The organism is Agromyces zhanjiangensis, from assembly GCF_040496055.1.
Taxonomy (GTDB): domain Bacteria; phylum Actinomycetota; class Actinomycetes; order Actinomycetales; family Microbacteriaceae; genus Agromyces; species Agromyces zhanjiangensis.
In genome coordinates this window covers 324,489-348,795 of sequence record NZ_JBEPKB010000003.1, presented here as the reverse complement: position 1 = coordinate 348,795, position 24,307 = coordinate 324,489, and the positions used below count along the sequence as shown (strand labels likewise).

At 73.3% G+C, this 24,307-nt stretch carries 22 protein-coding genes; 10 read left to right on the top strand and 12 right to left on the bottom strand.

Annotation, left to right across the window (positions count from 1 at the left end; genetic code table 11):
• Window positions 1-28: 28 nt before the first annotated feature.
• The 7 genes from paaZ to ABME02_RS07890 form a co-directional block, all read right to left on the bottom strand.
• Entirely contained in the window at window positions 29-2,146 is a 2,118-nt protein-coding gene (paaZ, locus tag ABME02_RS07920) for a phenylacetic acid degradation bifunctional protein PaaZ (protein WP_353814973.1), read from the bottom strand.
• Window positions 2,147-2,187: 41 nt separating this feature from the next.
• On the bottom strand, window positions 2,188-3,000 hold the full coding sequence (locus tag ABME02_RS07915) for a 3-hydroxyacyl-CoA dehydrogenase family protein (RefSeq protein ID WP_436408250.1): 813 nt from the start codon (window positions 2,998-3,000) through the stop codon (window positions 2,188-2,190).
• Window positions 3,001-3,053: 53 nt separating this feature from the next.
• Window positions 3,054-3,839 (bottom strand): enoyl-CoA hydratase/isomerase family protein, encoded by a 786-nt coding sequence (locus ABME02_RS07910; protein WP_353814734.1) that lies wholly within the window; start codon window positions 3,837-3,839, stop codon window positions 3,054-3,056.
• Entirely contained in the window at window positions 3,836-5,038 is a 1,203-nt protein-coding gene (locus ABME02_RS07905; protein ID WP_353814733.1) for a thiolase family protein, read from the bottom strand. Before ABME02_RS07905 ends, ABME02_RS07910 begins: the two co-directional genes overlap by 4 nt.
• A 145-nt stretch (window positions 5,039-5,183) precedes the next feature.
• Window positions 5,184-5,573, bottom strand: coding sequence for a hypothetical protein (locus ABME02_RS07900; protein ID WP_353814732.1), 390 nt, complete (start codon window positions 5,571-5,573; stop codon window positions 5,184-5,186).
• Window positions 5,574-5,578: 5 nt separating this feature from the next.
• Window positions 5,579-6,280: an FHA domain-containing protein gene (locus ABME02_RS07895; RefSeq protein ID WP_353814730.1), complete on the bottom strand. Its 702-nt coding sequence runs from the start codon at window positions 6,278-6,280 to the stop codon at window positions 5,579-5,581.
• Window positions 6,281-6,494: 214 nt separating this feature from the next.
• Complete coding sequence (locus tag ABME02_RS07890; RefSeq protein ID WP_353814729.1) at window positions 6,495-8,570, bottom strand: DEAD/DEAH box helicase; 2,076 nt, start codon at window positions 8,568-8,570, stop codon at window positions 6,495-6,497.
• Window positions 8,571-8,862: 292 nt separating this feature from the next.
• Between ABME02_RS07890 and ABME02_RS07885 the strand changes: the two genes are divergently transcribed.
• Window positions 8,863-9,390, top strand: coding sequence for a GNAT family N-acetyltransferase (locus tag ABME02_RS07885; protein WP_353814728.1), 528 nt, complete (start codon window positions 8,863-8,865; stop codon window positions 9,388-9,390).
• 105 nt (window positions 9,391-9,495) lie between these two features.
• Complete coding sequence (locus ABME02_RS07880) at window positions 9,496-10,665, top strand: hypothetical protein (protein WP_353814727.1); 1,170 nt, start codon at window positions 9,496-9,498, stop codon at window positions 10,663-10,665.
• Window positions 10,666-10,722: 57 nt separating this feature from the next.
• Here ABME02_RS07880 and ABME02_RS07875 read toward each other — a convergent pair whose 3' ends face one another.
• Window positions 10,723-11,541, bottom strand: coding sequence for an HNH endonuclease family protein (locus ABME02_RS07875; RefSeq protein WP_353814726.1), 819 nt, complete (start codon window positions 11,539-11,541; stop codon window positions 10,723-10,725).
• Window positions 11,542-11,745: 204 nt separating this feature from the next.
• Here ABME02_RS07875 and ABME02_RS07870 point away from each other — a divergent pair, with 204 nt between their 5' ends.
• Window positions 11,746-12,753 (top strand): alpha/beta hydrolase fold domain-containing protein, encoded by a 1,008-nt coding sequence (locus tag ABME02_RS07870; protein WP_353814725.1) that lies wholly within the window; start codon window positions 11,746-11,748, stop codon window positions 12,751-12,753.
• 68 nt (window positions 12,754-12,821) lie between these two features.
• Window positions 12,822-13,421, top strand: coding sequence for an antibiotic biosynthesis monooxygenase (locus tag ABME02_RS07865; RefSeq protein WP_353814724.1), 600 nt, complete (start codon window positions 12,822-12,824; stop codon window positions 13,419-13,421).
• An 18-nt stretch (window positions 13,422-13,439) separates the two neighbouring features.
• Here ABME02_RS07865 and ABME02_RS07860 read toward each other — a convergent pair whose 3' ends face one another.
• Window positions 13,440-14,213, bottom strand: coding sequence for an IclR family transcriptional regulator (locus ABME02_RS07860; RefSeq protein WP_353814723.1), 774 nt, complete (start codon window positions 14,211-14,213; stop codon window positions 13,440-13,442).
• An 86-nt stretch (window positions 14,214-14,299) separates the two neighbouring features.
• Between ABME02_RS07860 and hutH the strand changes: the two genes are divergently transcribed.
• The 4 genes from hutH (at window position 14,300) to hutI (ending at window position 20,616) form a co-directional block, all read left to right on the top strand.
• On the top strand, window positions 14,300-15,889 hold the full coding sequence (gene hutH, locus ABME02_RS07855; RefSeq protein WP_353814722.1) for a histidine ammonia-lyase: 1,590 nt from the start codon (window positions 14,300-14,302) through the stop codon (window positions 15,887-15,889).
• Window positions 15,890-16,115: 226 nt separating this feature from the next.
• Entirely contained in the window at window positions 16,116-17,561 is a 1,446-nt protein-coding gene (locus ABME02_RS07850; protein ID WP_353814721.1) for a M23 family metallopeptidase, read from the top strand.
• A 125-nt stretch (window positions 17,562-17,686) separates the two neighbouring features.
• Window positions 17,687-19,408 carry a urocanate hydratase gene (hutU, locus tag ABME02_RS07845; RefSeq protein WP_353814720.1) on the top strand — a complete coding sequence of 574 codons (1,722 nt, stop codon included), beginning with the start codon at window positions 17,687-17,689 and terminating at the stop codon, window positions 19,406-19,408.
• On the top strand, window positions 19,405-20,616 hold the full coding sequence (gene hutI / locus ABME02_RS07840; protein WP_353814719.1) for an imidazolonepropionase: 1,212 nt from the start codon (window positions 19,405-19,407) through the stop codon (window positions 20,614-20,616). Before hutU ends, hutI begins: the two co-directional genes overlap by 4 nt.
• A gap of 18 nt (window positions 20,617-20,634) precedes the next feature.
• Here hutI and ABME02_RS07835 read toward each other — a convergent pair whose 3' ends face one another.
• The gene (locus ABME02_RS07835; protein WP_353814718.1) at window positions 20,635-20,931 is read right to left on the bottom strand and encodes a DUF503 domain-containing protein; all 297 of its coding nucleotides are present in this window, start codon (window positions 20,929-20,931) and stop codon (window positions 20,635-20,637) included.
• A gap of 109 nt (window positions 20,932-21,040) precedes the next feature.
• On the opposite strand from ABME02_RS07835, the gene ABME02_RS07830 reads away from it, so the two are divergent.
• Window positions 21,041-21,670 (top strand): hypothetical protein, encoded by a 630-nt coding sequence (locus tag ABME02_RS07830; RefSeq protein ID WP_353814717.1) that lies wholly within the window; start codon window positions 21,041-21,043, stop codon window positions 21,668-21,670.
• A gap of 247 nt (window positions 21,671-21,917) precedes the next feature.
• The gene (locus ABME02_RS07825) at window positions 21,918-22,598 is read left to right on the top strand and encodes a flavin reductase family protein (RefSeq protein ID WP_353814716.1); all 681 of its coding nucleotides are present in this window, start codon (window positions 21,918-21,920) and stop codon (window positions 22,596-22,598) included.
• Between the two features lie 67 nt (window positions 22,599-22,665).
• Here ABME02_RS07825 and ABME02_RS07820 read toward each other — a convergent pair whose 3' ends face one another.
• Together ABME02_RS07820 and ABME02_RS07815 are read right to left on the bottom strand one after the other, a co-directional pair.
• A complete protein-coding gene (locus ABME02_RS07820) occupies window positions 22,666-23,154 on the bottom strand; it encodes a DUF6326 family protein (RefSeq protein ID WP_353814715.1) in 489 nt (162 codons plus the stop codon).
• Window positions 23,155-23,256: 102 nt separating this feature from the next.
• Entirely contained in the window at window positions 23,257-24,297 is a 1,041-nt protein-coding gene (locus ABME02_RS07815; RefSeq protein WP_353814714.1) for an NAD(P)-dependent alcohol dehydrogenase, read from the bottom strand.
• Window positions 24,298-24,307 lie beyond the last annotated feature (10 nt).

The window sequence follows — 24,307 nt, the reverse complement described above, 5'->3', positions numbered from 1 at the left end:
GGCCTCTCGCCGAGGCCGGCCGCGGCGATCAGGCCGGCTGCGGCTGTGCGCCGGCGTCGACGACGGCCGGGGCGCCGCCCGCGGCGTCGCCCGCCTGCTCCTTCGCGACGAGCGTCAGCACGTCGTACGTCGCGACGAGCTCGTCGCGCTGGTTCTTCAGCACCGCGTCCCACCGCACCTCGCCGTACTCGTCGGTCTCGCGCGGCGTGATCTGCTTCGCCGTGAGCTCGACGCGGATCTCGTCCCCGGGCGACACCGGCGTGATGAAGCGCAGGTTCTCGAGGCCCGAGTTCGCGAGCACCGGCCCCGGCGCGGCATCCACGAAGAGCCCGGCGGCCCACGACACCAGCAGGTAGCCGTGCGCGACGCGCCCCGGGAAGAACGGGTTCGCGGCCGCGGCCGCCTCGTCCATGTGCGCGTAGAACGTGTCGCCCGTGAAGTTCGCGAACGTCTCGATGTCCTCGAGCGTCACGGTGCGCGACGGCGACACGACCTGGTCGCCGATCCGCAGCTCCGCGAGCGACTTGCGGAACGGGTGCACGTCGCCCGACTCGGCGTACGGCCGCGCCGCCGCGCCCGAGTGCCAGACGCCCGTGAGCGCGGTGAGCATCGCGGGCGAGCCCTGCACTGCCGTGCGCTGCATGTGGTGGAACACGGCGCGGATGCCGCCGAGCTCCTCGCCGCCGCCGGCGCGGCCGGGGCCGCCGTGCACGAGGTGCGGCACGGGCGAGCCGTGGCCGGTCGACGTGCGCGCGTCGTCGCGGTCGAGGAAGAGGAGGCGGCCGTTCATCGCGGCGATCCCGGACGCGAGTGCGACCGCGACGTCCGGGTCGTGGGTGGCGACGCTCGTGACGAGCGAGCCGCCTCCGCGGGCGACGAGGTCGACCGCCTGGTCGATGGTGTCGTAGGCGATGACGGATGCCACGGGGCCGAACGCCTCGACCTCGTGCACCGCGTCGGACGTGGCATCCGTGAAGGAGAGCAGCATGGGCGAGACGAACGCGCCGTCGGCGTCGACGCCCTCGGGCGCCTCGGTCGAGCCGATCACGAGCTCGCCGCCGGCCTCCTGCAGTCGGCGCACCTGGCGGAGGACCTCGTCGCGCTGTGCGAGCGACGCGAGCGGGCCCATCGTGACGCCCTCGTTCCGGGGGTCGCCGACGACGACCTTCTCGGCGAGGCGCGCGCGCACGGCGTCGACGACCGCGTCGACGGATGCCGCGGGCACGATCGCGCGGCGGATGGCCGTGCACTTCTGGCCCGCCTTCGAGGTCATCTCGACGACGAGCTGGGCGACGTACGCGTCGAACTCGGGCGTGCCGGGCACGGCGTCGGTGCCGAGCACCGAGGCGTTGATCGAGTCGGTCTCGCTCGTGAACCGGACGCCGCCGGTCTGGACCGAGTCGTGGGCCCTGAGCCGCTCGGCGGTCGACGCCGACCCGGTGAAGGCGACGAGGTCGCCCACGCGCAGGTGGTCGAACAGGTCGGGCACGCCGCCCGACACGAGCTGGAGGGAGCCCGCCGGCAGGAGGCCCGACTCGACGAGGATCCGCACGAACGCCTCGGCGAGGTAGCCGGTCGGCGTCGCGGGCTTCACGACCGTCGGCACGCCGGCGAGGAACGCGGGCGCGAACTTCTCGAGCGAGCCCCACACGGGGAAGTTGAAGGCGTTGATCTGCACGGCGACGCCGGGCAGGCGCGTGTAGACGTGGCGGCCGATGAACGAGCCGTCCTTCGAGAGCGGCTCGACGGGGCCGTCGACGACGACCTTCGCGTTCGGCAGTTCGCGGCGGCCCTTCGACGAGTAGGTGAAGAGCACGCCGATGCCGCCGTCGATGTCGACCCACGAGTCGCGCTTGGTCGCGCCGGTGCGCGCCGAGAGCTCGTAGAGCTCGGCCTTGCGCTCGGTGAGCACGAGGGCCATCTGCTTCAGCAGCACGGCGCGCTGGTGGAACGTGAGCTCGCCGAGCGAGCGCTGCCCGACGGTACGGGCGTGCTCGAGCACCGCGCCGAGGTCGAGGCCCTCGGTCGAGACGCGCGCGACGACCTCGCCGGTCGACGCGTCGCGCACCTCGGCGGCGGATGCCTCGGCCGAGGCGTCGGGCGTCCACCATGCGTCGCGGACGTAGCTGGGCAGGATGCCGGTCATCTGGGTCTCCTCGGTCGTGTCGGTCGTGTCGGCGACGCGCGTCACTGCGCGTCCCACAGGTGGAAGCCCTCGCCGGTCTTGCGACCGAGCTTGCCCTCGGCGACCATGCGTCGCAGGAGGGCGGGCGGTTCGAATCGGTCGCCGAGCTCGCCCGCGAGGTACTCGGCGATGCCGAGTCGCACGTCGAGTCCGACGAGGTCGGTGAGCCGGAGCGGGCCGACGGGGTGCTTGTAGCCGAGCACCATGGCGGTGTCGATGTCCTCGGCGGAGGCCACGCCCTCCTCGAGCATGCGGATCGCCTCGAGTCCGAGTGCGACGCCGAGCCGGCTCGAGGCGAAGCCCGGTGCGTCGTGCACGACGATCGGCGCCTTGCCGATGGCCTCGACCCACCCGCGCGCCTCCTCGACGAGCGCCCCGTCGGTGCCGGTGCCGCGCACGATCTCGACCAGCGCCGACGCGGGAACCGGGTTGAAGAAGTGCAGGCCGAGGAATCGCTCGGGTCGGTCGAGCCGCCCGGCGAGCTCGTCGATGGAGATCGACGACGTGTTCGACGCCAGCGCGGCATCCGCCCCCAGCACGGCCTCGACCCGCGTGAGCGCGTCGACCTTCAGGCCGAGGTCCTCGGGGACGGCCTCGACGACGAGGTCGGATCCGTCGAAGTCGGCGACGTCGGTCGCGACGTCGAGCCGCGCGCCCAGCGCGTCGGCGGTCTCGTCGGTCGTGCCGCGGGTGACGGATGCCTCGACCGAGTCGAGCACGCGCGTGCGGGCCGCGTCGGCGGCGTCGGTGTCGCGTTCGACCACGGTGACGCGGGAGCCCGCGAGCAGGAACGCGTGGGCGATGCCCGCGCCCATGCGGCCGCCGCCGAGGACGCCGACCCGCTCGGGTGCCGTCGTGGTGGTGTCGTTCACTTCGCGCTCCTCTTCGCCGACCGACGCTCGAGGAACGCGGTCATGCGGCGGTGCTTCTCGGGGCTCTCGAAGAGCACGGCCTGCTCCTCGAGGTCGACGTGGGGGTGCTCGGCGCGCGGCGCTCGCATGACGCGCTTGGTCGCCATGGTCGCGGCCGGGTCGTTCCTCGCGATGCGGTCGGCGATCGCGTGGGCCTCCGCGACCAGGTCGGCTGCGGGGTGGACCGCGGTGACCAGCCCGATCGAGAGCGCCTCGGCGGCGTCGACGATGCGGCCGGTCAGGAGCAGCTCCGCGGCGCGGGCCTCGCCGACGATCTCCTTCAGCCGCCAGGTCGCACCCGCGGCCGGGATGATGCCGAGGCCGGTCTCGGGGTTGCCGAACTTCGCGTCGGGCGTCGCGATGCGGATGTCGGCGGCGAACGCGAGTTCGGCGCCGCCCCCGAGCGCCCACCCGTCGACCGCGGCGATGACGGGCATCGGCAGCTCGTTGATGCGGACGAACGCGTTCGCGTTGATGCCCGCGCGCGCGTCGGCCGCGGTGCGCTCGCGCATCTGGGCGATGTCGGCGCCCGAGGCGAACACGCCGTCGGTCCCGGTGAGGATCAGGATTCGCGGCTCGGCCTCGAGCTCCGCGCAGAGCGCGTGGATCGCGTCGATCGTGGCCTGGTCGATCGCGTTGCGCTTGTCGGGCCGGTTGAGGGTCGCGATGACGCGGTCGTTGCGGCGCTCGACGAGGAGCGGCTGCGGCGCGTCCGGGGACACCGCGACATCCGGCGCGTTCATCGCACGCCCTCGACGATCAGCGCGCTGCCCTGCCCGACGCCGACGCACATCGTCGCGAGGCCGTAGCGCGAGCCCTCGCGCTCCATGCGACCGAGCAGCGTCACGACGAGGCGCGCGCCCGACGAGCCGAGCGGATGCCCCAGGGCGATGGCGCCGCCGTCGGCGTTGACCCGCTCGGGGTCGAGACCGAGTCGGCGGATCGAGGCGAGCGACTGCGTCGCGAACGCCTCGTTGAGCTCGATCGAGCCGATGTCGTCGAGCGAGACGCCGGAGCGCTCGAGCGCCTTCTCGGTCGCCGGCACCGGTCCGAGGCCCATGATCTCGGGCGCGAGTCCGGCGGAGGTTCCGACGACGACGCGGGCGCGCGGCGTGAGTCCGTAGCGCTCGACGGCCGATGCGCTCGCGACGACGATCGCCGACGCGCCGTCGTTCAGCGAGCTCGAGTTGCCGGCGGTGACCACGCTGCCGCCCCTCACGACGGGGCGGAGACCGGCGAGCACCTCGAGCGTCGTGTCGCGGCGCGGCCCCTCGTCGACGAGCACCTCGCCGCGCGCGGTCGGCACGCCGACGATCTCGGCCTCGAAACGGCCCGCGTCGATCGCGGCGGCGGCGCGCTGCTGGCTGCGGAGCGCGAACGCGTCGGCGTCCTCGCGGGTGATGCCGTCGATGCGCGCGACCTCCTCAGCGGTCTCGGGCATCGAGAACGTGGCCTTGTCGCGTGCGAGGAGCTTCGCGTTCGGGAACCGCCACCCGATCGACGTGTCGTACGCCTCGCCGGGCTTCGCCCACGGCTTCTCGGGCTTGGCCTGAACCCACGGGGCGCGGGTCATCGACTCGACGCCGCCGGCGACGATGAGGTCGGCGTCGCCCGCGCGGATCGCCTGCGCGGCCATGGTGATGGCCGACATGCCCGATGCGCAGAGGCGGTTCACCGTGATGCCCGGCACGGAATCCGGAAGACCCGCGAGCAGCACCGACATGCGCGCGACGTTGCGGTTGTCCTCGCCGGCCTGGTTCGCAGCGCCGAGGATCACCTCGTCGATCGCGCCCTCCTCGATCGCGTCGAGCTCGAGGCCGGCTCGGCGGATCGCCTCGCCGACGACGAGGCTCGCGAGGTCGTCGGGCCGCACGCTCGCGAGCGCGCCTCCGTACCGACCCACCGGGGTCCGCGCCCCGCCGACGAGATACGCCTCCGCCATGCTCTACTCCTGACCGCGCTGTCGGGACCGTCGCACGCCGCCGAGCGGCGTCCGCGTCATCCGTTCCGGCTGCATTCACAACCGACCGTTCAGTCAGTAAGTATGCCGGAGGGCCGCCCGTATCGCCAGTCGAGGGGTCGGGGCATCAGTTGAGGAGACCGAGCGCGCCCGCGGCGATCGGACCGATCCAGGTCGCGATCTTCACGATGTTCTCGAAGATCGACGTGCCGGCCTCGACCACCTCGCCGCTCTTCTTCACGGTCTCGACGACGGTATCGAGACGAGACGCGGCCTTGGCGCGATCCGGCTTCGGCCCGTCCATGTCCTTCGCCAGGCCGTCGAGCTCGGCGGCGACCCGCTCGGACGCCTGACGCGGCAGGAGCTGCTCGGCGTCCCGCCGCAGCGAGTCGATCGTGGGCCGCATCTCGTCCAGCGTCGAGTCGACCGTGATCGACTGCACCGTCATGTGCTGGTCCCCGGCGGCGATGTACTGGTCCCGGCCGGCGTGGAAGCTCGCTCCCTCGAACGCACCCATGGTCGTCATCCTCTCCCTTGTTCCCTGCGACGGCGGGCTCGCGACATCCCGGCTCCGAGCCCGGAGAGGACGACCCCGACGAAGAACATGCCGAAGGCGTACCCGATCTGGGTCGGGAATTCCGGAATGCCGGACCCACTCGCGGCCGCGGTCGAGAAGAGCGTCCACGCGAACCATCCGAACCCCCCGACGACGAAGATCAGGCCGATGATCGCGATCACCCGGCCCGGACCCCGCCCCTCGAAGATCGCGTCGGGCTGGTCGTACTCCGCGTTGACATGCACGGTCTGGTTCCACGTCTGGTTCCCGGCAGCGATGTACTGGTCGCGCTGCGAGTCGTACGAGTCTCCGCCCCGGGCCGCCGGCCGGCGGGACTCGCCCGTGGAGTGCCGCTCCGCATCGTCCTCGAAGCGGAACTGCACGGGACCGACGCCCATGCGGTCGCCATCGTGCAGCACCGTCGGCCCCACGAGACGTCGGCCGTTCACCCACGTGCCGTTCCGCGACTGCTGGTCGACGACCACGACGGCGGAGCCTGTGGCATCCAGCACGGCGTGGCGCCGGCTCACTCCCTCGTACGGCACCCGGATGTCGGCACTCTCGTCGCGTCCGATGAGCGAAGCCCGCGGCAGGACGACGATCGACTCGCCGCCACGATCGCCGACGACCACGAGACGCCGACCGCTCTCAGAAGAACGGTCGTCCATCGACCCGGACTCCGCAGTGCTCCACGACCATGATCGCCCCCTCGACCATGCGACCCGAAACGGCGACCCGAAACGGATTCGCGTCCCCGAATTCTAGGCAGTCCGGGAGGGGGCCGCATCCCCTGTTCAGGGTGTCTCGCCGCTCGACGACGACGGCCCCGACCGGGTGGTCGGGGCCGTCGTCGTGGGGGCAGGCGGATGCCGCGACGCGGCGTTACGCGCCGGGCGCGTCCTCGTCGGCCGACGCGGCGGGGGCCGCCGTGCGGATCGGGCCGAGGTCGCTGAGGAGATCGTCGCCGAGGCGGACGTCCTCGAAGTCGACCTCGATCTCGGCGCGGCCGAGGAGCTCCGACAGGCGCCGCTGCCGGTTCCGGGGGATCAGCGTGACGACGCGACCCTCGCGGCCCGCGCGCCCGGTGCGGCCCGCGCGGTGCAGGTAGGTCTTGTACTCGTCGGGCGCGTCGGCCTGGATGACGAGGTCGATGTCGTCGACGTGGATGCCACGGGCGGCGACATCCGTCGCGACGAGCACGTCGACCCGGCCGCTCGTGAGCTGCTGCAGGTTGCGCGTGCGCTTGGCCTGGTTCAGGTCGCCGTGCAGCGCGACGGCGAAGATGCCGGCGTCCTCGAGGTGCATGGTGAGGTCTTCCGCGAACGCACGGGTGCGCGAGAAGATCAGCGTCTTGCCGTTGCGGTCGGCGAGGCTCGCCACGATGTCGCGCTTGTCGCGGTTGTCGATGACGAACACGCGGTGCTCGATCGTGCCTGAGGACTGGTCCTCGCCGGCGACCTCGTGCACGGCCGGGTCGACGAGGAACTCGTCGACGAGTGCGGCCACGCCCGTGTCGAGCGTCGCCGAGAAGAGCAGCTTCTGGCTGCCCTCGGGGGTTCGGCGGAGGATGCGCTGCACCGGGTCGAGGAAGCCGAGGTCGCACATGTGGTCGGCCTCGTCGAGCACGGTGACCATGATCTCGGAGAGGTCGAGGCGACCCTGCTCGATGAGGTCCTCGATGCGGCCCGGCGTGCCGATCACGATGTCGACGCCGCGCTGCAGCGCACCGACCTGGCGGCCCTGCGGGACGCCGCCGTAGATCTGCGTCGTGAAGAGGCCGACGCTCTGCGCGATCGGCTGCACGGTGCGGTCGATCTGCAACGCGAGCTCGCGCGTCGGGGCGAGGATCAGGGCGCGGGGCTTGCGACCCATCTGGCGCTTGCCGCCCGACTTGCCCGACGCGGCCCAGTCCTGCATGAGGCGCTCGACGGTCGGCGCGCCGAACGCGATGGTCTTGCCGGAGCCGGTGCGTCCTCGGCCGAGGACGTCGCGGCCCTCGAGCACGACGGGGATGGTGGCCGCCTGGATGGGGAACGGGGACTCGGCCCCGAGGTCGCCCAGCGCGCGCACGATGTTGCCGCCGAGCCCGAGGTCGGCGAAGCGGATGCCGTCGACGGCCTCGGCCGCGATGGCGTCGGCCTCGAGGCGCTCGAGCACCACGTCGTCGGCCGGCTCGAAACGCTCGGCCCGGTCGTTCGAGGGGTAGAACGACGACGGACGGCGCTCGGAGTCGCGGAAGCCGGGGCGGTCGAACTCGCGGCCGCGGCGCGCGCCGCGGTCGTCACGGTCGTACGAACGAGCGGGGCGCTCGTCGCGGTCGAACCGGCGCGGGGCGCGCTCGTCCCGATCGAACCGGCGCGGTCCGCGGTCGTCACGATCGAACGAACGAGCCGGGCGCTCGTCCCGATCGAACCGGCGCGTGCCACGGGCGTCACGATCGAGCGAACGAGCCGGGCGCTCGTCGCGGTCGAACCGACGCGGGGCGCCCTCGTCCCGGTCGAACCGGCGCGGGGCGCGCTCGTCCCGGTCGAACCGGCGCGTGCCACGGTCATCCCGATCGAACGAGCGCGGCGCGCGCTCATCCCGATCGAACCGACGCGAGCCACGGTCATCCCGATCGAACGAACGAGCCGGGCGCTCGTCCCGGTCGTACCGGCGCGGCGCACGCTCGTCCCGGCTGTACGACCGACCGGCACGGTCGTCGCGGGCGGGGCGCTCGTCACGCCCGGGGCGATCGGCGCGGTGCGGCGTGCGCCCCTGAGCCACGCGCTCCTCGCGCGACCAGCGCGCCTTGGGGGCCTCGACCTCCTCAGGGCGGTAGCCCCGGTGGCCCGGGCTGCGCGACCCGGGCTTCTGCGAGCCGCCGGCGCGCGGGGTGCTGCGGCGCGAGCTCTTCGCGTACGACGGGTCGAAGTTCTTGGCGGGGCGTCCGCCGGCGGGCTTCTTGTTCTTGGGCATGGGGGCTTCCTGGGTTTCGTTGCGTGTACATGGCAACCGGCCGCGCGATCGCGCAGCACGCTTGAGAACCCGGGAGCATCGTCGACCGGGGCCGTTCACATACGGTGACTATCCGCGCGCGGACTGCGCGTGGAACCGGCCCTCAGGACTCACAAACCCATCCGTGCGACGTGCACGGTGTCCAGAACCGACCTCCCCACGATACCGGACACCCTCCTGTGAATCCGCCCCACGTCGCATTCCGCCGCAGGAACGTCACGAGACGGTAACGCGACTGCCGTACGCTCTCGTCGTGACCACACCGCCGTCGATCTCCATGGAGCCGCCGCACGCGGCCGGAGTGCCGCGCCTGCTCCAAGCCGGCTCCGAGTACTCGCGCGCGCTGTACCCCGCCGGTGGCGGGTGCGTGCAACTCGATTCGGCGGAACTCGCACGCCCCGGCGTGAGCGTCTACGTCGCCCGCGTCGATGACGGCACGCCCGTGGGCATGATCGCCCTGATCGACGACGGCTCGCACGGCGCCGGGCGCGCGGAGATCGCTCGCATGTTCGTCGACGAGCCGTGGCGCGGCACCGGGATCGCGGGTCTCCTGCTCGACCACGTCGAGACGGATGCGTGCGCCCGGGGCATCCGGGAGCTCGTGCTCCAGACCGGAACGCAGCACCTGCCCGCGCAGGCGCTCTACGCCAAGCACGGCTATCGGCGGGTCGAGCCCTTCGGCCGCTACGTCGGCGTGCCCGCGAGCATCTGCATGGCGAAGTCCCTCGTCGGCTTCGGAGCCGACCTGCTCGACGACTGCCCGCTCGCCGTCGGCGAGTAGGAACGGCACGCGGCGCCGTCGCGGCCGCCTGCCCTCCGATCTGGTGGGTGCGCGACCGCGCCCCGACCGGGCATGCTGATCGGACCACGTACCCGGAGGTCCGGCATGCTCGCGCTCCTCGCCGCCGTCGCCGCGGGCGTCACGGTGGGCGGCGTGCTGGGCGCGATCGCGACCGGCGACCCGCGCTACATCATCCTCTGGTCGTTCGCCCTGCCGGTCGCGATCGTCGCGGCGGTCTTCGCGGGGCTCCGCAGTGCGGGAGCGTTCCATCCCGAGCGACAGCCGGGCGCGGCACCCGGCTCGCCCGCCCCCTCCGGCGCCGCCGCACTCGCCCGCGTCGAGCGCGTGCACCGCGCCGGCGCACCGAGGGGCGACCGCAGCGAGATCGACCTGACCCTGACGGTGGCTCCCGGCGACCGCGCCGCCTACTCGACCATGCTTCGCGCGGTCGTCTCACCGGCCGCGCTCGACGAGCTGCAGCCGGGCTCGATCATCGTCGTGCGCCGCCCGGATGCGGCGTCGGCCGACGTCGTGCTCGACCTCGACCCGCCGGCCGACCTCGCGGCCCGACGTGACGCCGAGCAGTTGCGGAGCGGCACCGAGCGCACGGTGCCGCTCGCTTCGGCCGTGTCGCCCTGGGTGACCGGGCCCGCCCGCTCGTCGACGCATCCCGCAGCCGCGCGAGGGCCGCGGTCGGCCCGACGCACGTTCCGGACCGCGCTGCTCTGGACCGTCGTCATCGTGACGACGGTCGCGGTGCTCGTGCCCGCGTTCGACTCGATCGGGCGCCTCACCCGCGCGCTCGCGTCCGGCGATCCGGCGTCGGCGGGCGTCGTGCTCGGCGATCGACACCAGGAGGTCGTCGACGCGCTCGCCCGCGAGACCGGCGGGACCGTCTTCATCCGGATCGGCTTCTACGTCGACTACGCCCTCGCGTCGGCGCCGAGCACCCCGGGGGCGCTCACGATCGACCGCTACGAGTACCGCTACGACCGGACCGAGCACGGCGGCCCCGACCCGATCCAGCCCGACGACGCGGCCGCCGAGCTCTTCGACGTCGACGAGGTCGACTTCTCGCGCGTGCCCGAGTTCATCGCCGCCGCCCGCGAGCACTCGGGCATCCTCGACCCGGATTCGGTGATCGTGCTGGCCGACCGCGCGACCGTGGCGGATGACTCGGGCGCGCGCCCGGTGCGGATCCTCGTGCTCCTCGACTCGCCGTACGAGAACGCCGCGGTCGTCATCGACCCGACCACGGGCGCACCGGTCGGCTGACGCCGCTGCCGACGGATCGCCCCGGGCGGCCGGGACCGACCACCGGGGCGCCGCGACTCATCCGGCCGGCCGGCACCCGTCGAGCACGCGCTCGATCGCATCGCGCTCGGGCGGCGTCACCCAGAGGCCGTGGGCCGCCTTGACGGCGACCTGGCGCGCGACGTACTCGCACCGGAAGGAACGGTTCGAGGGCAGCCACGTCGCGGCGTCGCCCGCACCCTTCTGCTGGTTCGCCGAACCGTCGACCGCGAGCAGGTTGAGCGGGTCGTTGGCGAACGCCACGCGTTCCTCGTCGGTGAACTGCTGCGCGCCGGTCACCCAGGCGTTCGCCAACGGCACGACGTGGTCGATCTGCACGAGCTGCGACGTGCCCAGACCGCGCACGAATTCGATCAGCGCGCCGGTGTACGGGTCGTCGAGGACTCCGGAGAGCACGCGGCATCCGGCGGGCCGGTCGGGGTCGTCGAGGTCGCGGGCGAGCACGTCGTTGCGCGTGTCGCATCCGTTGCGGTCGACGTCGATCCAGCCGTGGCCGAACGCGTCGCGTTCGTAGCCGGTCATCGCCGCGCGGCCCTTCACCGGCAGCGAGGCGAGCTCGGCCCGGGCCTGCTCGAGCTCGTCGGCACCGAGCCCGCCCTCGACGGCGGTCGACCCGGATCCGTCGGACCCGCCCGGGGCATCGGTCGCCGGGCTCGAGGGACCGCCCTCGAGCTCGACGACGATCGCGTCGAGGACGTCGACGAACTCGTCGGCGGTGCAGGCGGTGAGCGACAGCGCGAGCGCGGCGCCGATGGCGGCGCCCAGGGCGCGGCGAACCGGACGGGCGCGGATCGCGGCGCGGTCGATGGACGCGGGGCGTGGGCGGGGGCGGGTCACGGGTCCCTTCGGGGTCGGGTCGGGATCGGGTGCGGCCGACGTCGGAGGGGCCGGTGGGCGCGCACGACCCGTCGAGCGTATCGGCGCGCACCGACCCCGGCCGCCGCACGGCCTGCGGTCGACCGGACACCGTCAGGTCCGGTGTCGGACCGGCGCCGATCCTGGGGTAGCATCGCCTCACCCCAGGACCCGGAGCCCCCACCCATGACCCGACTCTCCGGCCTCCGCGGCAGCCGGCGTCGCCGGCCGGTGCGGATCGCCCTCGCCGTGAGCGCCGCGCTCGCGGTCGCCGCCGTGGCGTCGGCGTTCCACCAGCCGCTCCGCGAGCTGGACCCGAACGCGCGGCAGGCATCGAGCGAGGTCGCGGGCAGCGAGATCATCGGCATCCGCACGTTCGAGGCGCCGACCGACCTGCGCGTCGACGCCGACCTCGAGTACGCGGTCGCGGCCGACGGCACGATCCTGACGCTCGACGTGTGCCGCCCGGCGGCATCCGCGCTCCCCGGCACGAGTGCGGCCGTCGTCTCGGTCCACGGCGGCAGCTGGGCGCGCGGCGACAAGGCGAACGCCGACTGGCGCAACGTCTGCCTGTGGCTCGCGAGCGAGGGGTTCGTCGCGGCATCCGTCAACTACCGGCTCGTGCCCGACGCCGTCTACCCGGCGCAGCTCGACGACGTCGCGGCCGCCGTCGCCTGGCTCCGCGAGCCCGAGCAGCTCGAGCGGTTCGACCTCGACCCCGCACGCATCGGCGTGTTCGGCGGCTCGGCGGGCGGCCACCTCGCGGCCCTGCTCGGCACGCTCGGCGAGGGCCCGCTCGACGTGGGTTCGCGCGTCGCCGCCGTGGCCGAGCTGTCCGGACCGGTCGGGCTGGGACTGCCCGAGCTCGAGGCGGATGCCGCATCGGACTGGCTGCGCGACATCGTCGGCGACTTCCTCGGCTGCGAGCCGGGGACGCCCGACGAGGCGTGCCCGCAGGCCATCGAGGCGTCGGCCACGGCGCAGGTCGACCCGACCGATCCGCCGTTCTTCATCGGGCATGCCGAATCCGAGATCATCCCGCTCGCGCAGTCGCAGCGCCTCGCCGACACGCTCGGCGCATCGGCCGTCGAGGTGGAGCTCGCGGTGGTGCCGGGCGAGGCGCACTCGATCGGCATCCTGGACGAGGCCCTGCGCGAACGCGTCGCGGCCTTCCTGCACGCGCACCTCGGCTGACGTCGCCGCGCCGGCCTGCGCGGCCGCTGCGCGATGCGGCCGACACGTGCATGCGCTGTGATGGACGCATGGCCACCGAACCGATCACCGTGTCGATCCGCCGCGAGGTCGATCCCGACCGCATCGCGGAGGCGACGGTCTGGGTGCAGACCGGCGTGAACCTCGCCAACCGCTACCCCGGCTTCCTCGGGTCTGGCTGGGTGCGGGCGGGCGAGGACTCCGACGTGTGGCACATGCTCTACCGCTTCGCGAACGAGGAGACGCTCGAGGCGTGGGAGCGCTCGCCCGAGCGCTCGTGGTGGCTCGAGATGGGGCGCGGGTTCGTTCGCGCCGAGAAGGCGAAGCGCCGCACCGGCATCGAGGGCTGGTTCGACGATCCTGCGACGGGCTCCGTGCCGGCGGTGTCGGATGACTCGGGGCCGACGGAGGCGTCGCTCCCGCCCGCTCCGCCGCGCTGGAAGCAGGCCGTCAGCATCTGGCTCGGCTTCTTCCCGGTGAACCTCGCGTTCTCGCTGCTCATCGCGCTCGCGCCGTGGTGGGAGGACGTGCCGCTCGTGCTCCGGGTGCTCGTGACCACCCTCGTGCTCACGCCGGTCATGACGTACTGGGTGCTGCCGTGGGTGACGCGGATGCTCCGGGGCTGGCTGGCCCCGTCACGCCCGGCCTGAGCGTGCGGGCGAGACCGCTCAGCGCGCGCCGATCCGGCGCGAGAGCGTCGCGGCGGCGTCGACGACCGCCGCACTCGCCGCGTCCACGAGTTCTTCGGGCGCCCCCTCCGCGAACGTGACCGCGATCGCCGCGGCCGGCCAGCCGAGGTGGTCGAGCACTGGCGCGCCGACGGAGGCCAGTCCGCGCGTGACCTCGCCGTGCTCGCCGGCGACGCCCGCGGCCCGCGCCTCGGCGAGCACGGACTTCAGCCGCGAGTAGGTCCAGGGGGCGGCATCCGTCGTCGAGGGCAGGTCGGCGAAGGCCGCGCGGTCGGGGTAGAGGGCGCGGAGCTGCGCGGGCGGGAGCACCTGCAGCATCGCCCGGCCCGACGCGGTGAGGTGCGCAGGCAGGCGGACCCCGACGTCGGAGACGAGCGACGGTCGCCGCGGGGCGCGTTCCTCGACGAGGTAGAGCACGTCGCGCCCGTGCAGCACGGCGAGGTGACCCGACTCGCCGAGCCGGTCGACGAGCGCCGCGACGAGCGGGCGGCCGAGCCGCGTGAGGGGCTGCTGGCGGCTGAACCCGCTCGAGAGCTCGAACGCGGCGACGCCGAGCCCGTACCGTCGTTCCTCGGGCAGGTGGACCACGAATCCACGCTCCTGCAGCACCGCGAGCAGGTGGTACGTGGTCGAGCGCGGAAGTCCGAGCGCGGTCGCGATCGACGCGGCGGGCACCGGCCCGCGCTGCGCGGCGAGGTGGGTGAGGATCCGCAGGACCTGGTCTGCGGCGGGCACCTTCGATGCGTCCGACATGCTCCGCGTCCCTCCGTCCGGTATCCCGGACGGCAGCGTACTCTCCCGCGTCCCGGAGCGCGCGGGAACGGTGTGGAATCGGACGTATGAGCACCATCGCGCCCGCACCCGCCCGCACCGCGGCATCCGTCACCGTCGGCATCGGACCGCTCACGATCGACGACGTCGTCGCCGTCGCACGCCACGACGCCCGCGTCGAGCTCGACCCCGCCGCGCTCGACGCGGTCGCCGCGAGCCGCGCGATCATCGACGACCTGGCCGCCGACCCGCAGCCGCACTACGGCATCTCGACGGGCTTCGGCGCGCTCGCCACGACCTTCATCGCCGAGGACCGCCGCGCGCAGCTGCAGGCGAGCCTCGTCCGCTCGCACGCCGCCGGCTCCGGGCCCGAGGTCGAGCGCGAGGTCGTGCGCGCGCTCATGCTGCTCCGCCTCTCGACGCTCATGACGGGCCGCACGGGCGTGCGCCGCGCGACCGCAGAGACCTACGCCGCGATCCTGAACGCCGGCATCACGCCGGTGGTCCGCGAATACGGCTCGCTCGGCTGCTCGGGCGACCTCGCTCCGCTCGCGCACTGCGCGCTCGTCGCGATGGGCGAGGGCGAGGTGCGCGTGCGCGGCACCGAGTCCGAGGGCTCGCACACGGCGCCGACGGATGCCGCCTCCGCCCTCGCCGCGGCCGGAATCGCGCCGCTGCACCTCGGCGAGAAGGAGGGCCTCGCCCTCATCAACGGCACCGACGGCATGCTCGGCATGCTCGCGCTCGCGATCCACGACCTGCGGATGCTGCTCGCGACCGCCGACGTCGCCGCGGCGATGAGCGTCGAGGGGCTGATGGGTACCGACGCCGTGTTCGCCGCCGACCTGCACGCGCTCCGGCCGCAGCGCGGCCAGGCGGTCTCGGCCGCCAACATCCGGAACGTCCTCGCGGGCTCGCCGATCGTCGCGAGCCACAAGGGGCCGGAGTGCACGCGCGTGCAGGACGCGTACTCGCTGCGCTGCGCTCCCCAGGTGCACGGCGCCGCGCGCGACACGGTCGCGCACGCGGCATCCGTCGCCGAGGCCGAGCTCGCGAGTGCGGTCGACAACCCGGTGCTGACCCCCGACGGCCGGGTCGAGTCGAACGGCAACTTCCACGGCGCGCCCGTCGCGTACGTGCTCGACTTCCTCGCGATCGCGGTGGCGGATGTCGCGTCGATGAGCGAGCGCCGCACCGACCGGTTCCTCGACAAGGCCCGCAACCACGGGCTGCCGCCGTTCCTCGCGCACGAGGTCGGCGTCGATTCGGGGCTCATGATCGCGCAGTACACCGCCGCGGGGATCGTGTCGGAGCTCAAGCGCCTCGCCGCACCCGCGTCGGTCGACTCGATCCCGTCGTCCGCCATGCAGGAGGACCACGTGTCGATGGGCTGGGCGGCCGCGCGAAAGCTCCGTCGCGCGCTCGACGGGCTCACGCGGGTCGTCGCGATCGAGGTCATGACGGCCGCCCGCGGCCTCGCGCTCCGCGCGCCCCTCGAGCCCGGCGCGGCGACCGGCGTCGTCGTCGATCTCGTCGCCTCGATCGGCGGCGTTCCCGGCGAGGATCGCTTCCTCTCGCCCGAGATCGAGCGCGTCGTCGACGCGGTCCGATCGGGCGCCGTGGTCGGTCGCGCGGGCGCCGTCGCCGCGCTCGCCTGACGCGCGCGCACGGTGCGCCCCGAACGGGGGACCGTCGGATGAGACGGTCCGCTTGTGCGCGGTTCACGGAACAGGGCAGACTTGGGGGGTGCCGGCATGGTTGCCGGACCCAGGAAGCCCTATGTTCCATACCCGAGACGACGATGAGCGAGACCCGTTCCGAGTGAGGCCCGCTCGGAGGTGCACCGCTGCGATCGCCGTGATCGCCGGTGGCCTCTTGTTCGGCATGTCCGCCGTCGCCCCCGCGAGCGCGGAGGAACTCGACACCACGACCGTCACGAGCGGGGCGGAAGACTCGACGTCGACCTCGGATTCCACCGCTGACGCGACCGCCGATCCGACCCCGGAGCCGACGCCCACGGAGGAACCGGCGCCGACGGATCCCGCGCCGTCGCCGGACCCGACGCCCGACCCCGAGCCGACCCCGGAGCCGACCCCGACGCCCACGCCGGAACCGACCCCGACTCCCACGCCGGAACCGACGCCCGACCCCGAGCCGACGCCGGCTCCCACGCCCACCCCGACTCCCACGCCGACGCCCACCCCGACTCCCACGCCCACCCCGACGCCCACCCCGACACCCTCGCCCAGCGCGACTCCGACGCCCACCCCGTACGGCACCGGCGTCTCGGCGCCCTTCGTGCTCGTCGGCGACGGCCCGGTCGCGCAGATGCTCCGGGTCCGGACGGTCGGCACGGCCGACTCGCAGACCGCGGCGGTCGCCGGACTCCGGACCAAGCTCGACCGGGCGATGACGGACCTCCGGAGCGCCGAGTCCGCGCTCGCCTCCGCTCGCAGCACGCGCGCCGTGGCGCGCGCCGTCGCCGAGCGACTCGACGAGCAGGCGGAGGAGGCGCGGCACGTCGCGGAGACTGCGGCGAGCGTCTACCTCGACGCAGTCGAGGGCGACGGCGCGGCGCTGCGCTCGATGGCCGCCGCGATGGGCTCCGGCAAGGACCTGCTCGCCGGCCTCGCGGGAATGGAGCGCGTGCAGAAGCTCGCCGGCGACTCCGAACGGCTCCGGGCGATCGCCGAACGTCGCGACGCCGACGCGACCGCGGCCGAGGATCGCGCCGCCGCCGCCTGGGAGGCCGTCGACGCCATCCCGATCGACGAGTTCGAGAACGACGTGGTGGTGGCCGAAGGCGTCGTGGCCGCGGCTCGCGCCGCCCTGAACGGCGCGCAGACGCGACTCGCCGCCTCCGACGTGGTCTCGACCTTCGAGAGCATCCCGATCGACGCCGGCCAGCTGAGCGAGCAGGGATGGGCCTCGCCCGTGTTCGGCTCGATCACCGACGGCTTCGGACCGCGGCCCGACAAGCCGCTGCCCGGCGTGAACGAGTTCCACCGCGGCACCGACCTCGCCGCGCAGTGCGGTACGGGCGTCTTCGCGGCGACCGGCGGCGTCGTGGTCGCGGCCGGCCCGAACGGCTCGTACGGCAACTGGATCCTGATCAACCACGGCGACGGCGTCACGACGGGCTACGCGCACCTGCGCGACGGCGGCATCCTCGTCGAAGTGGGCCAGGTGGTCGAGGCCGGCGAGCTGATCGGCGCGGTCGGCAGCACCGGCGCCTCCACCGGCTGCCACCTCCACTACGAGGTCCGGCTCGACGGCACGGCGACCGACGCGATCCCGTTCATGGCGGCTCGCGGCGTCCGACTCGGCTGAGCCCGCGGCCGCGGGGCGAGCCCGCGACGGATCCTCCGAGGCTCAGCGTCGGTCTGTCCGGGATCCCGGACGCCAGCCCCGCGGCATCCGTTGTCGACGCCCCCGCGAGGGTGTGGGATCGGAACATGACCACCGCCGCACCCATCGAGGCCGACGACGTCGCCGGCCCCCGCACCGTCCGCGCCGCCCACGGCACCGAGCTCTCGGCGAAGAGCTGGCAGACCGAGGCGCCGCTGCGCATGCTCATGAACAACCTCGACCCCGAGGTCGCCGAGCGCCCTGAAGACCTGATCGTCTACGGCGGCACCGGCAAGGCCGCCCGCAGCTGGGAGGCGTTCGACGCGATCACGCGCACGCTGCGCGAGCTCGAGCCCGACGAGACGCTGCTCGTGCAGTCCGGCAAGCCGGTCGGCGTGTTCCGCACGCACGAGTGGGCGCCCCGCGTGCTCATCGCCAACTCGAACCTCGTCGGCGACTGGGCGACCTGGCCCGAGTTCCGCCGCCTCGAGCAGCTCGGCCTCACCATGTACGGCCAGATGACGGCCGGCTCGTGGATCTACATCGGCACGCAGGGCATCCTGCAGGGCACGTACGAGACCTTCGGCGCCGTCGCCCGCTCGCTGGCCGCGAAGCGCGGCGCCTCGGCCGACGAGGTCGCCGTCGCGTCGCTCGCCGGCACCCTGACCCTCACCGCCGGCTGCGGCGGGATGGGCGGCGCACAGCCGCTCGCGGTCACGCTGAACGGCGGCGCCGTGCTCATCGTCGACGTGGACGAGACGCGCCTGACGCGTCGCGTCGAGCACGGCTACCTCGACGAGGTCGCGCCGTCGCTCGATGCCGCGGTCGAGCGCGTCCTCGCCGCGAAGGCCGCCGGTGAGGCGCTCAGCGTGGGCGTCGTCGGCAACGCGGCATCCGTGTTCCCCGAACTGCTCGAGCGCGGGGTCGCGATCGACATCGTGACCGACCAGACCAGCGCGCACGACCCGCTGTCGTACCTGCCCGAGGGCGTGTCGGTCGCGGAGTGGCACGCGCTCGCGGCCTCCGACCCGGCCGAGTTCACGGAGCTGTCGCGGAAGTCCATGGCCACGCACGTCGAGGCGATGGTCGGCTTCCAGGCGCGCGGAGCCGAGGTGTTCGACTACGGCAACTCGATCCGCCGCGAGGCCGAGCTCGGCGGCTACGAGCACGCCTTCGACTTCCCCGGCTTCGTGCCGGCCTACATCCGGCCGCTGTTCGCCGAGGGCAAGGGCCCGTTCCGATGGGCGGCGCTCTCGGGCGACCCGGCCGACATCGCGGCGACCGACCGCGCCATCCTCGAGCTGTTCCCGGAAGACGCGCACCTGCGCCGCTGGATCGAGCAGGCCGGCGAGAAGGTCCACTTCGAGGGGCTTCCCGCACGCATCTGCTGGCTCGGCTACAAGGAGCGGCACCTCGCGGGCCTGAAGTTCAACGAGATGGTCGCCTCGGGCGAGCTGTCGGCGCCGATCGTGATCGGCCGCGACCACCTCGACTCGGGCTCCGTCGCCTCGCCGTACCGCGAGACCGAGGCCATGGCCGACGGCTCCGACGCGATCGCCGACTGGCCGCTGCTGAACGCGCTGCTCAACACCGCCTCCGGTGCGACGTGGGTCTCGATCCACCACGGCGGCGGCGTCGGCATCGGCCGCTCGATCCACGCCGGCCAGGTCGTGGTCGCCGACGGCACCGACCTCGCGGCCGAGAAGATCGCGCGCGTGCTGGTGAACGACCCCGGCACGGGTGTCATGCGGCACGTCGACGCGGGGTACGACCGCGCCGTCGAGGTGGCGCGCGAGCGCGGCCTCAACGTGCCCATGATGGACGCATGACGGACGGCCTTGCGGTGCGGCGTATGCTCCTGACGAACATCGGCGAGCTCGTCACGAACGACCCGGCCGACGGACGCTCGAGCGGACCGCTCGGCATCGTGCGCGACGCGGCGATCCTCGTCGAGGACGGCCGCGTCGCGTGGGTCGGACCGGCGGTCCACGCGCCCGTCGAGGCCGAGGTCGAGGTCGTCGACCTCGGTGGCCGGGCCGTGATCCCTGGCTTCGTCGACAGCCACACGCACCTGGTGTTCGGCGGCGACCGGGCCGAGGAGTTCGCCGCACGTATGGCCGGACGAGCATACGAAGCCGGGGGCATCCGCTCGACCGTCGCGGCGACGCGCGCCGCCACCGACGGCGAGCTGCGCGCCCGCCTGGCCGGATTCGTCGAGGAGCTGCACCGGCAGGGCACGACGACCTTCGAGATCAAGACCGGCTACGGGCTCAGCGCCGCCGATGAGGCGAGGCTCGCCCGGCTCGCAGCGGAGGTCACCGACGAGGTCACATTCCTCGGCGCGCATGTGGTGCCGTTCGAGTTCCGTGAACCCGACGGCCCGGGTGCCGACGCCTACGTCGACGTGGTCGTCGGCGAGATGCTCGAGGCGTGTGCGCCGCACTCGCGGTGGGTCGACGCGTTCTGCGAGCGGGGCGCGTTCACGGAGTCGCAGTCGCGGCGCGTGCTCGAGGCCGGGCGTGCTGCCGGGCTCGGAGTGCGTGTGCACGGGAACCAGCTCGGCGAGGGCCCGGGCGTCCGCCTCGCGGTCGAGCTCGGCGCGGCATCCGTCGACCATTGCACCTACCTGGCCGACGAAGACGTCGCGGCCCTCGCGGGCTCGTCGACCGTGGCGACGCTGCTGCCGGGCGTCGAGTTCTCGACGCGTCAGCCCTACCCCGACGCCCGCCGGCTCATCGACGCGGGCGTGACCGTCGCGCTCGCGAGCGACTGCAACCCCGGCTCGAGCTTCACGAGCTCGATGCCGTTCTGCATCGCCGTCGCGGTGCGCGACATGGGCATGACCCCGGCCGAGGCCGTGTGGGCCTCGACCGAGGGCGGTGCGGCCGCGCTGCGGCGGACGGACGTCGGTGCCCTCCGGCCGGGCATGCGCGCCGATCTGGCGGTGCTCGACGCCCCGAGCCACGTGCACCTCGCGTACCGACCCGGCGTGCCGATCGTCGCGGAGACCTGGAAGGACGGCGTGCACGTCGCCTGATCGGGACCCGGCGGCACGTCAGTCGTCGTCGCTGCGGCGAAGCCGCCGGTGCGCGGCGAGAAGCGTCACCTCGGGGCGAGCCGCCACGAGCCGCTCGGCACGGTCGAGCACCTCGGTGGCCCGGTCCGCCGAGGCCGCCGCGACCGCGACGCCGAGCTCGGCCCTGCGGAGCAGGTCGTGGGCACCGACCTCGGCGACGGAGGCCTCGGTCGCGCGCCGCAGCTCGGCGAGGATCGGCCGGACGACGGCGCGCTTCTCCTTCAGCGAGTGCACGTCGCCGAGCAGCAGGTCGAACTCGATCCACCCGATCCACATGCCGTCAGCCTTCCACGGGCCGCGGCGACCGGGACCGGCGACAGGCGATAGCTGACATCGTTCCCGAATCGGAGGACGATGGAGTCGAAGGACCCCTCCGGGAGGCGGGATGACGGACATCGCCATGGGCAGCGCGGCCGGAACCGAACAGGTGCGAATCTGGGCGGGACTGCAGGGGTTCGTCAGCCTCGCGGCCCTCGTCGCGCTCGTGCTGTTCTTCGCCCTCGCGGCGCCGTTCTCCACGCCTCAGCCGAGGTGGTCCTGGCTCGGCCCGGTCAACGACTGGCTCGCGGTCATCGGCGCCGTGCCGTGGATCGTCGCGATGGTGCTGCTCGCCCGCTACCTCACGGCCGGGCCGTGGCTGTGGGCGCTCACGGTGCTCGCCTGCATCGGCGCGGCGGCGATCGCGGTCGTGACGCTGCTCATGCTCGGCGGGCTCGCCGACCTGCAGGCCCAGACCATCGTGTCGGTCGTCGCGACCGTCGTGGCCTTCGCGTGGGCCGCGGTCGCGGCAGTCGTCGCCCGCGATGCCGGAGTGCTCCCCGCGTGGCTCGCCGCCCTCGCCATCGCGATCGCCGCCGCCCTGGTCGTCGCGGTGATCGCCGGGGGCATCGGGTTCCTCGCCGCCGACGGCTCAGCGCTCCGCTCCACGCTGTTCGGGGTCGCGGTCGTGCTCGGCGGGCTCGCCTGGATCGCGTTCCCGGTCTGGTGGCTCGCGATCGCATCGAACCTGCGGTGACCCGCCCGTCGTGACCGAGGCGGAACTCGCGCCCGGTGCAATCGCCTGGGCATCGCCCTCTCCCGTGACCGGCTCACGAAGAGTACGGGTCAGGTCTCGACCGAGTGCCTCGCAGCCGTGCGGATGTGGCTCGGCGACTTCCTCGACCTCTGACCGTGCGCAGCGGCCGCAACCAGCCATGTCCGGAAACCGCCGGATCCACGGCGCGCGCACCGCGATGCTGGAGTCCGCACCAGGAAGGCGGCCCATGGGAACCCTCACTTCGCTCGATTCGCACGTACGCGGCGCCCGGCACACGGCGATCTCGCCGGCCATCCTCTACTTCGGCACCCAGGTGTCCCTGCTCTCGACCGTCGACGAGACGGGGCATCCGAACCTCGCGCCGAATTCGTCGGTGTGGTGGCTCGGACAGACCGCCGTGCTCGGCGTCGCGGCTCGCAGCCAGACGGGTCGCAACCTGCTGGCGAACGGCGAGGCGGTCATCAACCTTCCCTCGGTCGAGGGTGTCGACGCGGTCGACCGGCTCGCCCTCACGACCGGTCGCGACCCGGTCTCCGAACGCAAGGCCGCCGCGGGCTACCGGCACGTGCGCGACAAGTTCGCCACCGCGGGCGTGCGACCGATCGCGTCCGAGACGGTCGCCCCGCCGCGAGTGGCCGAGTTCCCGGTCCACCTCGAGGGCCGGGTCGTCGCGATCCATCCCATGGGCGGCGCCGCGACGGCGGCCGACGCGAGCCTCCTCGCGGTCGAGCTCGGCATCACCCGGGTGCACGTCGTCGAGTCGCTCCGCATGGCGGGGCACGCGAACCGCATCGACCCCGACCGCTGGCGGCCGCTGATCATGAACTTCCAGCGCTTCTACGGACGCGGCGACGAGACGATGCCGTCGCGCCTCGCGAGCATCGACGAGGAGTGGTACCGCGGCTGACACCGACCTCGCCGGTCCCGCGACGCAACGTGCTCGATGCCGTCGAGCACGCTGCGTGGAGGGATGCCTACTGCCGGACTTCCTGTCGGCGGTCGGTCGTCGCGGCATCGAACGGGACGGCGGAGGTTCGGGGCCACGTCCAGGCGGAGCGCAGGATGAAGGCCAGGAGCACGACCTCGAGTCCGATGGACAGGGCGTAGAAGGGGGACCAGTCCCAGGTCTCGCCGACCGCGTTGAACGCCGTGACGGGGATGTACAGCACTGCCACGACGAGGTTCGTGGCGCGGTTCACCCGGGCGGGGAGCGTCATGGAGAGCATCACCATCAGGGCCGGGATCGAAATCAGCGCGAGGAACCCGGTCAGCAGCGCCGGGCTGACGTCGAACTCGAACACGACGCCGGCCAGGATGTCGTCGATCACCCCGGGCCTGTAGAGGTGGAGGTAGTCGACGTAGAGGTAGAGGAACATGAAGCTCGTCCATGCGGCGGCGAGCTTGGCCTGAACCGGGATCGGTGGGGTGTCGAGCCGGTTCGGGGTGTTCGTGCGGTTGGTCATCGGTGCGTCCTTTCGAGATGAGCGGTCCGTCCGCCGGAGTGGCGGCAGGTCAGGGTGTGCGGGTGCAGGGGGAGGTCCGTCGGGTCGGGTCGGGTCGGGTCGTCAGACGGTGACCACGACCTTGCCTCGGGTGTGGCCGGCTCCGACGTACCGGAGGGCGTCGGCGGCGTCGTCGAGGGCGTAGGTGCGGTCGATGACGGGCGTGACCTGCCCGGTCGTGAGCAACTGCCTGAGGGCGAGCAGGTCCCGGCGCTTCGCGAGCGACGTGAAGGGCTTCAAGCGCTGGGGGGTGAACCCGGAGAGGATGCGCGCCTTCGCGATTCGCGGGAGGGGGCCGAGCCAGCGGCCGCCGCGCCCGCTGTTGGGGATCAGGATGCCGGTGGGCGTCAGTGCCCGGCGGACGGCCGCCAGGGGCAGGGCTTCCACGTTGTCGAGGATGACGTCGTACCGCCTCCCGGTGCGGGTGAAGTCCGTCTCCGTGTAGTCGACGATGTGGTCGGCACCGAGTGAGCGGACCAGGTCGGCGTTGCGGGTGCTGCACACCCCCGTCACCTCGGCGCCCGATGCCTTCGCGATCTGCACGGCGAAGGTGCCGACGCCGCCCGACGCACCGGTGACCAGCACCGTCTGGCCCGGTCGGACGTTCGCGATGTCACGCAGTGCCTGCAAGGCCGTCATCGCCGAGGTGGGGACCGCTGCCACCTCCGCGATCGACAGGTTGCCGGGCACGGACACGAGGTTGTCCGCCGGGACGCACGCGTACTCCGCGAGGGCTCCATTGGCGCTCCATCCGAACACCTCGTCACCGGGGCGGAGTGCGGTGACGCCCTTCCCGACCGCGGCCACGACCCCGGCGAGGTCCATGCCCGGGATGCCATGGCGCGGCCGGCGGAGCCCGAACACGAGGCGAACCACGTACGGCTCACCGGTCATGACGAAGTAGTCGCCGGGATGCACCGAAGCCGCGCCCACCTCGACGAGCACGTCGGCCCGATCGGGCTGCGGGACACCGACTTCGGCCGACTCGAGCACCGAGGGCGGGCCGTAGCGCTGCTGCACCGCGGCCCGCATCGTCGCCGGCCCGGCGGGACTCGTCCCGCGCACCAGGTGCGCCTCGGCATCCGATCGCTGTTCGATTCCCACAGGGGCCTCC